The following is a 12,782-nucleotide window of genomic DNA, read 5'->3' on the forward strand; positions in this document are numbered from 1 at the left end:
TCGCCCTATGCCAAGACTACACTTCTAATAATAAGCGTGTTGGATCTTCCAACATTTCTTTAATGGTTACTAAAAATCCCACACTTTCACGCCCATCAATTAAACGGTGATCATAAGAAAGAGCAAGATACATCATTGGGCGAATCACCACTTCACCATTCACTGCCACTGGACGATCTTTAATGGCGTGCATACCTAAAATCGCACTTTGTGGAGGGTTGATGATTGGTGTGGACATAAGTGATCCAAACACACCGCCGTTGGTAATCGTGAAGTTTCCGCCTGTGAGATCTTCCACGGTCAATTTTCCATCACGGCCTTTTTCTGCTAACGCTTTGATTTGCTTTTCAATTTCCGCCATACTCAGTTTATCGCAGTTGCGTAACACTGGGGTGACCAAACCGCGTGGGGTGGAAACCGCAATGCTGATGTCGAAATAGTTGTGATACACAATATCATCACCGTCAATAGACGCATTCACTTCTGGATAGCGTTTTAGCGCTTCCACCACGGCTTTCACATAGAAAGACATAAAGCCTAAGCGAGTGTCGTGAGATTTTTCAAATTTCTCTGCATATTTTTTGCGCAGTTGCATAATTGGCTGCATATCCACTTCGTTGAAGGTAGTGAGCATTGCGGTGCTGTTTTTCGCTTCTAATAAACGCTCTGCCACGCGCTTACGCAAACGAGTCATTGGCACACGTTTTTCATCACGTCCTGATACATTTAATGCTGGTGCTTCAGGTGCTTGTGGCTGAGACTTAGATTGAGCCTGCGCAGCTTTTTGTGCCACAGTGCGTTCAATGTCTTCACGAGTGATGCGTCCGCCCACGCCTGTGCCTTGCACTTCTTCCGCTTTAAGATCGTTTTCTGCCAATAAACGGCGCGCCGCTGGGCTAACCACATCAGCGTTAGTCGGTTCGGATGTTAAGTTGGCTAAATGGCGATCTGCTGGCGTGCTTTCTACTTTTTGCACGCTTTCTTTGGTGGCATTGCCTGCCGCCGCTAAGGCAGAAACTTTACCTAACACTTGGTTGCTAATCACCGTTGCGCCCTCGGTTTCGATGATGCTTTCTAGCACACCATCAGCAACCGCCGGCACTTCAAGCACGACTTTGTCGGTTTCAATTTCGACTAAAACTTCATCACGTTTTACTTCATCGCCCACTTCTTTATGCCAAGTGGCAACCGTTGCATCTGCCACAGATTCAGGTAGCACGGGAGTTAAAATCTCAAAATCGCTCATTTTTCTGTTCCTTCTTTGGTTTGCGTTTTATTTGCATTCGGTTGTACAAAAGTGCGGTGATTTTTGACCGCACTTTTTGCTTACAAATTATTCTAAAGCCTCATTCACTAAGGCGCGTTGCTGTTCATTATGTAAGGACATATAGCCCACCGCTGGCGATGCTGAAGCTGGTCTGCCCACATAACGCAGTTTGCCGTGTTCTGGCAATGAACTCACAAAGTTATGTTGGCTACAATACCACGCACCTTGGTTTTGTGGCTCTTCTTGACACCATACATAATCAGTAACCTGTTCATAAGGGGCAAGCGCCGCTTTCATTTCTTCGTGCGGATAAGGATAAAGCTGTTCCACGCGCACAATAGCCACATCGGTTTGGTTATTTTTGCGGCGTTGTTCCAATAAATCGTAATACACTTTGCCCGAACACATTACCACACGTTTCACTTGTTTTGGATCGAGCTTGTCAATTTCGCCAATCACGTTTTGATAAGTGCCGTTCACCAACTCTTCTTTGCTGGACACCGCAAGTGGGTGGCGCAGTAAGGATTTTGGTGTAATCACAATCAATGGGCGGCGTACCTTGCGCAACATTTGACGGCGTAATAAATGGTAAATCTGCGCTGGCGTTGAAGGCACGCAAACTTGCATATTTTGTTGCGCACAAAGCTGTAAATAACGCTCTAAACGGGCTGATGAATGTTCAGGCCCTTGCCCTTCATAACCGTGCGGTAATAGCATTACCAAACCACACATTCTGCCCCATTTTTGTTCACCTGAGCTGATAAATTGGTCGATCACCACTTGCGCAACATTGGCGAAATCACCGAATTGCGCTTCCCAGATGGTGAGCGTTTTTGGTGTCGCTGTGGCATAGCCATATTCATAAGCCAACACCGCTTCTTCTGAAAGCACGGAATCCCACACTTCAAAATGCCCTTGCTGATTGTGCAGATGGGTAAGTGGGGTGTAAATTGTGGCATCTTTTTGGCTATGTAAAACAGAATGACGGTGGAAGAATGTGCCACGTCCTGCATCTTCACCTGATAATCGAACGTTATAGCCTTCGTCCAACAAGGTGGCGTAAGCCATCGTTTCTGCCATTCCCCAATCGAATGGTTTTTCGCCTTTTGCCATTAGACGGCGATCATCATAGATTTTTTTCACGCGCGAATGAAGTGGGTGATTTTCTGGATATTCACACACTTTTAAGGCAAGCGCGGTGAAGCGTTCTTCATCAAAACTACCCTCGTAATCTGACCATTCTTGGCTGAGGAATTTCATCCAATCCGAGGCCTCAACATCACGTTCACGCCATTCTGGCACAACGCAATCACCGTTGTCTAAGGCATCGCGATACTTATTCATTAATTCTAAGCTGTAAGCTTCGTCAATCACATTGTCTGCAATTAAACGATCGGCATACACTTTGCGTGGGGTTGGGTGGCGTTTAATGCGATCATACATTAACGGCTGAGTAACAGAAGGCTCGTCCGCTTCATTGTGTCCGTGACGGCGATAGGAAACCAGATCAATAAAAATATCACGCTTGAATTTGGTTCTAAATTCCACTGCCATTTGTGCCGCATAAGCCACGGCTTCAGGATCATCACCATTAACGTGAATAACTGGCGCTTCGATCATTTTCGCAATGTCGGTACTGTATTCAGTAGAACGGGTATCGTGTGGATTTGACGTGGTAAAGCCAATTTGGTTGTTGATCACGATACGAATCGTCCCGCCTACGCTATAACCACGGGTTGCCGACATATTCAATGTTTCTTGCACCACACCTTGCCCTGCTACTGCGGAATCACCGTGTACCGTAATCGGCAACACTTGCGCGCGTTCTACATCGTTAATGCGGGTTTGTCTAGCACGCACTGAACCCAGTACCACTGGGTTTACAATTTCTAAGTGAGATGGGTTAAACGCAAGCGCTAAATGCACTAAGCCATCATCGGTCATAAAATCAGAAGAAAAACCTTGGTGATATTTCACATCACCCGTTCCGTTACCCTGATGTTTTCCTGCAAATTCATCAAATAATTCCGCCGGTTTTTTGCCTAGCACGTTCACCAATAAATTCAAACGTCCACGGTGTGCCATTCCCATTACAATTTCTTTAATGCCGTTTTTGGCCCCTTGACGGATAATTTCTTTCATTAGCAAGATAAACGCATCACTGCCTTCAAGAGAAAAACGTTTTGCCCCAGGGAATTTTGCACCAAGATAGCGTTCTAAACCGTCTGCGGCGGTGAGTTCTTCAAGGAATTTAAGCTGTTCTTGTTTGCTAAATAAAGGTTGATTTAACCAATTTTCTAACTTTTTCTGTAACCAAGTGCGCGCCTCAAGATCATTAACGTGCATAAACTCAAGGCCTATAGTGCCGCAATAGGTTGATTTTAATGAGAAAGAAAGCTCACGCAAGCTAATGCGATCTTTGTCATACACATAACCGCTAATATCAAATTCTTCATCAAGATCATCATCAGTAAAACCATAGAATTTATAATCTAAGGTTGGCGAATCCATACGCTGCCAAATTTTTAATGGATCAAGATCCGCGTGTAAATGCCCCCTATTACGGTGTGCATTCACCCATTGCAATACTTTTACCAGCCGTCCGCTCACTTTCGGATCAATCACGGTTGTACCGTCCACGCCAGTATCTCGCGCCAACCGTTTAAAATATTGACGAACTGGGGAATGTGCTTGCTCTACAGCGGTGTGTTTTGGCAATTTATCGAAAATTTGTTGCCAGCTTTCATCGACAGAATGGGGATCTTGAAGATAACTTTCATATAATTCTTCAATGTAAGATTGGTTTGCTCCATTTAAAGCGCTTGAAGCTAACCATTCACTAATTGGGCTCGTTTGTTTCATTAATACCACCTAGCTTGGTTGGGTAGAATTTACAACATAAAAATTCATTAGGTTTATTATACATAGGATTCAATCAGAAACACGCACTGATTTTTCTTTCAGTGTTAGTCGAATAATTTAAAATCAAATTCCCACAATTAGCAACTAATTCAATTAACAAAACATTAACATTTTTCTGATTTTTTGATCTGTCTCTCATTTTTGAAAAAATAACATTTCCTTAACAAAATTTTTTTGTAAATATTAAAGACAGGTACTCCATAACAGGTTATAGTGAAAATTCATTAGAAAGTACAATAATTCAACAAACACAACATTATCAACTCCAACTAAAGAGGAAGAGCTATGACAGAACTCAACGCAAAACTAACGCTAAATGATGGACGTGAACTTGAACTCCCAATGCGTAAAGGTTCACTCGGCTATGATGTCATTGATGTTCAATCCCTAGTCAAAAATAAACTTTTTACCTTTGACCCCGGTTTTATGTCCACCGCCTCTTGTGTTTCCGAAATCACCTATATTGACGGCGACAACGGCATTCTTCTCCACCGTGGTTATCCTATTGCTGATTTGGCAAAAAATGCCGATTATTTAGAAGTGGCACACTTATTATTATTTGGCGAGCGCCCAAGTGCCGAAGAATACAAAGCCTTCCGCCAATTAGTACGCAAGCACACCCTTGTTCACGAACAAATTTCCCGCTTCTTCCACGGATTCCGCCGAGATTCACACCCAATGGCGATTATGTGCGGGGTAAGTGGTGCGTTAGCGGCGTTCTATCACGATTCTTTAGATATTAACGATATTGAACACCGTGAAATCACCGCCATTCGCTTACTGGCTAAAATGCCAACCCTTGCGGCGATGTGCTACAAATATTCTATCGGGCAACCTTTTATGTTCCCGCTGAATAAACTTTCTTATTCGGGTAATTTCTTACATATGATGTTCGCCACCCCTTGCGAGCCTTATGAAGTTAATCCTGTGCTAGAACGTGCAATGGATCGCATTTTTATTCTACACGCCGATCACGAACAAAATGCTTCAACCTCAACGGTGCGTACAGCCGCCTCCTCTGGTGCAAACCCATTCGCTTGTATTGCCGCAGGTATCGCCTCACTTTGGGGGCCTGCACACGGCGGTGCAAATGAAGCTTGCATTAATATGCTGGAAGAAATTGGCACCATTGACCGCATTCCAGAATACATTGCGCGTGCCAAAGATAAAAACGATCCATTCCGCTTAATGGGCTTTGGACACCGTGTTTACAAAAACTATGATCCACGTGCCAAAGTAATGCGTCAAACCTGCCACGAGGTGCTAAAAGAGTTGAATATTGATAACCCATTATTCGATGTAGCAATGGAACTAGAGCGTATCGCATTAAGCGATCAATACTTTATTGATCACAAGCTTTATCCGAATGTCGATTTCTATTCAGGCATTATTCTCAAAGCCATTGGCATTCCAACGTCAATGTTCACTGTCATCTTCGCATTGGCAAGAACCGTCGGCTGGATCGCCCACTGGAAAGAAATGTTCAAACCGGGCAATATGAAAATCGTCCGCCCACGCCAGCTTTACACAGGCCACACAGAACGCCCATTTACGCCACTAGAGGGTAAGGAATAAAATCTATAAAAAAGGCCGCACTTAAAGTGCGGTCTTTTTTTGCAAGTTTTTAGAAACTTAAGTAAGGGGCGATTTTTTCGATAGTGGCTTCGCCGATGCCTGAGATGTTGGATAATTCTTCAACAGATTTGATTTTGCCTACTTTATTGCGATATTCAACAATCGCATTCGCTTTTGCTTCACCGATACCAGAAAGGTTTTGTAAGGTTTTTGCGTCTGCTTTATTGATGTTGATTTTTTCGCCAACATAAGACTTAGCTTTGTCTTTCAAAGATTTTGCTTTTTCTGACGCTTTGGTTTTCGCATTTTCAGCTGCTGATTTGGCGCTGTTTTTAGCTTTTGTTTCAGCAGTTTTTTTGCTGTCTGCCATTTTGTCTTTGGCTTTCGTTGCGCTTTCTTTCATTGAAGTGGCTTTATCTTCCACGACTTTTTTAGCTGATTTCGCTTTGCTTTCAATGGTGTTTTTGCTGTCTGCCATTTTATCTTTGGTGTTTGTTACGCTCTCTTTCATTGAGGTAGCTTTATCTTCCACGACTTTTTTGGCAGATTTTGCTTTATTTTCTACCGCACTTTTTGTATCAAGCACTTTGTCTTTTACTTTACTGACTTTTTCTGTCGCAAAGTTTTTACCTTGTTTTAGCGTGTCTTGTTTCATTGTTTGAATAGTATTTTTTGCAGCGTCAGTTGCAACGTTTTTTTCCGCTGAAAAAGCGGTTGATGATACTGCCATTGCTAAACTTAATGCTAATACAGATTTTAATGCTTTCATTTTAACTCCTTAGGTTAATGAATATTCCCTTGCGGGGGTTAATTGAGAATGGTTTCCCGTGAATTCCCCTATTAGTTTCCTTTTTCGTGGAAAAGTTCCTTAAATTTTATTTTTATGGGTAAAAATTCATCAAAATAATACCGCACTAGTGTAAAAAATGATTGCAACAAAAGACAATCTAGGGTATATCTTGTTCGTCTGTAAAATTTTTGTAAAAACTTTTGTGAAAGTTTTAGGGCAACACAACATCTTTTAGGCATAAGCTTTGTTCTAAAGCGGTTGAGCCTTTCTATAAACTGAAAAGTAAAGGAGTAAAAATGAAAAAATTATTAAAACTCTCTCTTATCGCGGGCGTAGCAGCCACCTCTTTTTCTGTGCAAGCGGAAGATCAGTTTGTTACCATCGGTACAGGTGGTCAAACTGGGGTTTACTATGTGGTTGGGCAATCAATCTGTCAATTAGTGAATCGTGATACCGCAAAAACTCATATTAAATGTAACGCGCCTTCAACAGGTGCTTCTGTGGCAAACTTAAATGCAATTGCGGCAGATCAAATGGAAATGGGCATTGCGCAATCAGACTGGCAATATCACGCTTACCACGGTACAAGCTCCTTTGCGGGTAAGAAAAATGATAAATTGCGTGCAGTGTTCTCCATTCACCCAGAACCATTCACTTTAATGGCGCGTGATGATTCAAATATTAATTCTTTTGATGATTTGAAAGGTAAACGCGTAAATGTGGGCGATCCGGGTTCTGGTACGCGCGCAACAATGAATGTAATTTTGGCAGCGAAAGGTTGGACAGACAAAGAATTTAAAGTGGCGTCTGAATTAAAACCGGCTGAAATGGCATCAGTAATGTGTGATAACAATCTTGATGCGATTACCTATAATGTTGGTCACCCAAATGGTGCGTTGAAAGAAGCAGCGGCTTCTTGTAATGCTCATCTTGTTCCTGTAACAGGTGAAGCCATTGATCGTCTAGTAGCGGCAAATCCTTACTATGCGAAAGCAACTATTCCGGGTGGGTTATATCGTGGTACAGATAATCCAGTAGATACTTTCGGGGTATATGCCACTTTAGTAACGTCTTCAGATGTGCCTGATGACAAAGTTTATGCGGTAGTTAAAGCGGTATTTGATAACTTTGATCGTTTTAAACGTTTACACCCTGCGTTCGCTCATCTTAAAGAAGAAGATATGATTAAAAACGCACTTTCTGCGCCATTACACGAAGGTGCGGTGCGTTACTATAAAGAACGCGGTTGGTTACAATAATCTAATCTTTATTATTTAGGCAGGCTTAGCCCTGCCTTTTTCCGTTTTCATTATTTCAAATTTTTCGGGAGATTTTATGTCCGAATCCACAAAAAAAATGGATTACGATGATCTGCAAGATATGGTCGCCTCCAATGATTCAGGCGGACGAAATCCTACTGGTGCAAGCAGAAAACTGATCGTAATTACCGCGATTTTATGGTCGGTTTTCCAACTTTATTACACCTCCCCTGTGCCATTTTGGCTACAAGAAGTGGTGCGCAATTGGGGGCTGGATATTAACGTGGTGATCGATGACACCAAAGCGCGTTCGATCCACCTTGCCTTTGCATTGTTCTTGGCCTATTTATCGTTCCCTGCTTTTGCGACCTCGCCAAAACACCGTATTCCGTTGTTAGATTGTTTTTTTGCCACCCTTGGGGCATTTTTAGGCGCCCATTACATTTTCTTTTATGAAGGTTTAGTCACACGTTTTGGCGCACCCAATACGCAAGATATTATTGCAGGCTGTCTAGGCGTATTATTGCTGTTAGAAGCCTGTCGCCGTAGCCTTGGCTTACCTTTGGTAATTATCGCCAGTGTGTTTTTGGCTTATAACTACTTCGGACAATTCCTGCCAACAGATTGGATCATCAGCCACCGTTCAGGATCACTCTCACAAATGGTGAACCAACAATGGGTAACCACTGAGGGCGTGTTTGGCGTGGCATTAGGGGTTTCCACCAAATATGTGTTCCTGTTTGTGCTATTTGGTGCATTGCTCGACAAAGCGGGCGCGGGTAACTATTTCATTAAAACCGCTTTTGCTTATCTTGGACACCTGCGCGGTGGGCCAGCGAAAGCGGCTGTGGTGTCATCAGGCTTAACGGGGCTAATTTCAGGCTCATCTATCGCTAACGTAGTAACCACTGGAACATTCACCATTCCAATGATGAAACGCGTGGGCTTTTCGGCAGAAAAAGCTGGTGCGGTAGAAGTGGCCTCATCGGTAAATGGACAAATTATGCCACCAGTAATGGGCGCAGCAGCTTTCTTGATGATCGAATATGTCAATATGCCATATAGCCAGCTCATCACCTATGCTGCATTACCTGCTCTGATTTCTTATATTGCATTGGTTTATATCGTGCATTTAGAAGCATTAAAAATGAACTTGCACGGCTTGCCAAGAACCGATCCACCAAATCCGTTTTTAGTGACCTTGTTAAAATTGGTCAGCACCATTTTAGTAGTGATCGGTTTAGTAATTGGCGTGGAATTTGGTTTAGGCTGGTTGAAAACCGTTGCACCGGATCATAGTTTCTTAATCGTTGCGGTGTTATTGGCGCTGATTTATCTCGCCTTAATTCGCCGTGTGGCACAATTCCCCGATTTAGAAATAGATGATCCTAATTCCCCAGTGGTAAAACTGCCGTCCGCCAAACCAACAGTAAACGCAGGCTTGCATTATTTAATTCCTGTTGTCGTGCTAATTTGGTGTTTAATGGTCGAAATGCTTTCACCAGGGCTCTCTGCTTTCTGGGGAACGGTTACCTTGATGATCATTTTAGTCACTCAGCATCCGTTACTAAACTTCTTCCGTAACAAACCGATCACGAAAGATCTGTTTAAACAAGGCGTTGATGCCCTTGTTGATGGTTTAGAAACGGGTGCACGTAATATGATCGGGATTGGTATCGCCACCGCAACCGCAGGAATTATTGTCGGCGTTGTTTCACTCACTGGTTTTGGTGTACAGCTCTCTGGCATTATTGAAATGCTCTCAATGGGTAACATTTTGCTTATGCTTATCCTTGTGGCAATATTCAGTTTAATTCTCGGAATGGGCTTGCCAACCACGGCTAACTATATCGTGGTGTCATCTTTAATGGCATTAGTGATTGTAGAAGTGGGTAAACAAAATGGCTTAATCGTACCGCTGATCGCCGTACATTTATTCGTATTCTACTTCGGAATTATGGCTGACGTAACGCCACCTGTGGGGCTGGCCTCTTTCGCTGCGGCAGCGGTATCTGGCGGCAATCCGATTAAAACAGGTTTAGTGGCATTCTTTTACAGCCTAAGAACGGCGATCTTGCCATTCTTATTCATCTTTAATACGGATCTGCTATTAATCGATGTGGGCTGGGCAAAAGGCATACTGGTTGCGGTGGTATCCACCATTGCCATACTCGCCTTTACTTCCGCCACAATGAATTATTTCATCACGAAGAACAAAGTGTGGGAAACTCTTGCCCTTATTTTTGCGGCATTTATTATTTTCCGCCCTGGTTTCTTTATGGAATATATTTCACCAACCTCTTATCACATTGAGCCAGTGCATTTGGCACAAGAGTTGGAAAAAGTGCCAGTTGATGAAAAAATTACCGTCAAAGTGGCAGGCACCAATCCTTATGGAAAACAAATTGAGTTCTATTCTGAACTCAGCGTGCCAGAAGGAAAAACTGGTGAAGAGCGCCTGAATAAACTCGGCTTAACCTTGCTCAACACTGGTGAAACCATTGAAATTGATAATAAAGCTACGCCAAAAGTGATCATTGATATGGTTGAAATTGATTCCCCTGCCGCCAAAGCCGGCTTAAATTGGGATCAAACCTTACTTGATATCACGCTACCAAAAGCGGCAATTGCCAAAGAATGGATGTTCATTCCTGGCTTGTTGATTATTCTCCTTATTGGATTAAATCAACGCCGTAGAGCAAAAAAACAATAAAAAATTGACCGCACTTTGTTTTTAAAGTGCGGTTAAATTTTAGCAAATTTTATGCTTAACCATAAAGGATAATATTATGTATAACAAACTACTTATCGCCATTGATCTTAGCAATCTCAAAAGCGCCAAATATGTAGTGGATACCGCACTACAACTCACCCACAACAACCCTGACGCCATTTATCGCGTCGCTACCATTATTGAGCCTATTGATGACAGCTTTATCTCCGCATTCTTGCCGAAAAACTTTGATAAATCGGTGATTGAAGAAGCCAATAAAACCCTGCACGATTTCACTAAAGCCCATTTCCCTGAAGGAGCAAAAGTGCAACATATCGTTGCCCACGGCACAATTTATGAAGAAATCAACCGCATCGCCAATGAAAAAGAAGTGGATCTCATCATAATGCTCGCCAGCAGCAAACCGAATGCCAAAGGCTTAAGTAGCAACACAGTAAAAGTTGCCCGCTATGGCAAAAAACCAATTTTAGTTTTGAAATAAACTCAACTCAATCAAGAAAGCGGAGTTATTTCCGCTTTTTTTCTTTCTATAAAAGTGCGGTTGTTTTTTGCCAAATTTTTCCTTTCTTCTTTTTTACTTAAATCTTAATAAAGATCAAATTTTTCGCTAAAAGATCGCTAACCTCTTGTTTTTTTTAAACTAAGAAAGTTTTGCTGTTTTTTAGAAAAAAATCCTGTTTTTCCTAAAAATAAACTCCCTTATTTAACTTAATAATCTTTTATAGAGGAATTTTTTATGCAACCTAAATTTAAAACAACGGCATTGGCATTATTAATTTCATTAGGCGCGGTGGCTTGTGGGTCATCTAGTGGTGGTTCAAGTTCATCAGAAGATACCGCACAAAATCAATCCCCTACAAGTCAAGAAAAAACCATTGAAAATTTACAGCAAACGATAAAGAAACATCAGGAACAAATTAATGAAATCTCAGAAAAACAAAAACAACTAGAAGCGGAAAAAGAGAAATTTAGTCAAACAAATGAGAAAATTAACCAACTTTCTCAACAGGAAACCTTAGCCAAAGAAAAGCTGCAACAAGCCGAAAAGCAACTTTCCCTTGCCAATAGTCAAAAAGAAAAATTAGAAAAAGAGTTACAAGCGACTGAAAAATCGCTAAATAAACTGAAAGAGCGATCTGTTATCGATCAAAATAGATTGCAAGAATTATCTCTAAAACTGACTGAAGCTCAAAACCAATTGAAAAATGCTCAGGCTGATGCCGACTATGCCAATATGCTCCTTGAATCAGCCAATAAGGAGTTACAAAATGTTTATGAACACCGTAATCAATTAGAACAAGAACGCAATGAAGCCGAACAAAAAATCAACGAAAAAGAACAAGAAATTTCTCATCTCAAAGATAAAAACCGACATTTAGAAGCGCAATATAATCAACTCACTAAAGGCACTTATGCGACTAATTCCGATCTTGAACAGCAAGAACAAGCACGCAAAGCTCGGGAGGAAGAAAATGGAAGATTTGTGGATAAACGTATCATTATAACTGGCAGCCCTAATTATTATGGTGATACATCACTACAAGATAATAACAAGGTTTATGGCAATATCACGGCAGATGGTACTCAAAGTGAAAATATTACGAGTTATGTAGAAATGATTCAAGATCATACAACTAACTATCAACCAGAACTCAATGTTTATAAAAATTATAACTATAATTTAGAAGATGCAGGTTATTCCGTTACTTACAAAAATGGCACGCTACATCAAATCGCTTATGGGGGTAACCCAACTCGAATGACAGCCTTAGAAGATTTACAACGCATACCTGGAGTTGCAACGTACACAGGAAAAGCATTAATCACTGCTGATAATTACCGCGGTAGTGAAGATACTTTTACTCTCACTGCCGATTTTATTAACCAACAAATCAATGGAAAAATTCGCATTAATAATAGCTCTTCAGGTATCGGCTATTATACACAAGATAAAACTATTTATTTGGAAGATACTAAAATCACTACAAAAAATGATATTTTAGAATTTTCAGGTAATGCACATTTCACTATGAACCAACCTGATTATTCAAATAATCTTGGATTAACCAATATAAAATATGAAGGCAACTATGAAGGAAAATTTATGGGCAAAAATGCAGCGCAAGTAGCTGGAAAAGTTAAAATCGTAGATCATAATCACTCAGCATATCCAATGATAAACGCAGTATTCGCTGGCGAACGTTAATCTCAATCAAGCCACTGCTTGCAGTGGCT

At 41.5% G+C, this 12,782-nt stretch carries 8 protein-coding genes; 5 read left to right on the forward strand and 3 right to left on the reverse strand.

Annotation, left to right across the window (positions count from 1 at the left end; genetic code table 11):
• Positions 1-16: 16 nt before the first annotated feature.
• Positions 17-1,246: a 2-oxoglutarate dehydrogenase complex dihydrolipoyllysine-residue succinyltransferase gene (odhB, locus tag C3007_RS02755; RefSeq protein ID WP_103852981.1), complete on the reverse strand. Its 1,230-nt coding sequence runs from the start codon at positions 1,244-1,246 to the stop codon at positions 17-19.
• An 87-nt stretch (positions 1,247-1,333) separates the two neighbouring features.
• Positions 1,334-4,129, reverse strand: coding sequence for a 2-oxoglutarate dehydrogenase E1 component (sucA, locus tag C3007_RS02760; RefSeq protein ID WP_103852982.1), 2,796 nt, complete (start codon positions 4,127-4,129; stop codon positions 1,334-1,336).
• A gap of 345 nt (positions 4,130-4,474) precedes the next feature.
• Here sucA and C3007_RS02765 point away from each other — a divergent pair, with 345 nt between their 5' ends.
• Positions 4,475-5,764, forward strand: a complete 1,290-nt coding sequence (locus tag C3007_RS02765; RefSeq protein WP_103852983.1) for a citrate synthase — start codon at positions 4,475-4,477, stop codon at positions 5,762-5,764.
• Positions 5,765-5,813: 49 nt separating this feature from the next.
• Here C3007_RS02765 and C3007_RS02770 read toward each other — a convergent pair whose 3' ends face one another.
• Positions 5,814-6,533: a ComEA family DNA-binding protein gene (locus C3007_RS02770; RefSeq protein ID WP_103852984.1), complete on the reverse strand. Its 720-nt coding sequence runs from the start codon at positions 6,531-6,533 to the stop codon at positions 5,814-5,816.
• A gap of 317 nt (positions 6,534-6,850) precedes the next feature.
• Between C3007_RS02770 and C3007_RS02775 the strand changes: the two genes are divergently transcribed.
• From C3007_RS02775 to C3007_RS02790, 4 genes are all read left to right on the forward strand, one after another.
• Entirely contained in the window at positions 6,851-7,813 is a 963-nt protein-coding gene (locus C3007_RS02775) for a TAXI family TRAP transporter solute-binding subunit (protein ID WP_103852985.1), read from the forward strand.
• Between the two features lie 76 nt (positions 7,814-7,889).
• Positions 7,890-10,526 (forward strand): TRAP transporter permease, encoded by a 2,637-nt coding sequence (locus tag C3007_RS02780; RefSeq protein WP_103852986.1) that lies wholly within the window; start codon positions 7,890-7,892, stop codon positions 10,524-10,526.
• 76 nt (positions 10,527-10,602) lie between these two features.
• Positions 10,603-11,028 carry a universal stress protein gene (locus C3007_RS02785; RefSeq protein WP_103852987.1) on the forward strand — a complete coding sequence of 142 codons (426 nt, stop codon included), beginning with the start codon at positions 10,603-10,605 and terminating at the stop codon, positions 11,026-11,028.
• Positions 11,029-11,310: 282 nt separating this feature from the next.
• A complete protein-coding gene (locus C3007_RS02790) occupies positions 11,311-12,753 on the forward strand; it encodes a transferrin-binding protein-like solute binding protein (RefSeq protein WP_123772515.1) in 1,443 nt (480 codons plus the stop codon).
• Positions 12,754-12,782: the final 29 nt, after the last annotated feature.

Origin of the sequence: Avibacterium gallinarum (assembly GCF_002921135.1) — a bacterium.
GTDB lineage: Bacteria > Pseudomonadota > Gammaproteobacteria > Enterobacterales > Pasteurellaceae > Avibacterium > Avibacterium gallinarum.

Excerpts from the sequence above, each read along its gene's own strand:
- odhB (WP_103852981.1), bottom strand. The coding sequence starts at position 1,246 with ATGAGCGATTTTGAGATTTTAACTCCCGTGCTACCTGAATCTGTGGCA.
- sucA (WP_103852982.1), bottom strand. The coding sequence starts at position 4,129 with ATGAAACAAACGAGCCCAATTAGTGAATGGTTAGCTTCAAGCGCTTTA.
- C3007_RS02765 (WP_103852983.1), top strand. The coding sequence starts at position 4,475 with ATGACAGAACTCAACGCAAAACTAACGCTAAATGATGGACGTGAACTT.
- C3007_RS02770 (WP_103852984.1), bottom strand. The coding sequence starts at position 6,533 with ATGAAAGCATTAAAATCTGTATTAGCATTAAGTTTAGCAATGGCAGTA.
- C3007_RS02775 (WP_103852985.1), top strand. The coding sequence starts at position 6,851 with ATGAAAAAATTATTAAAACTCTCTCTTATCGCGGGCGTAGCAGCCACC.
- C3007_RS02780 (WP_103852986.1), top strand. The coding sequence starts at position 7,890 with ATGTCCGAATCCACAAAAAAAATGGATTACGATGATCTGCAAGATATG.
- C3007_RS02785 (WP_103852987.1), top strand. The coding sequence starts at position 10,603 with ATGTATAACAAACTACTTATCGCCATTGATCTTAGCAATCTCAAAAGC.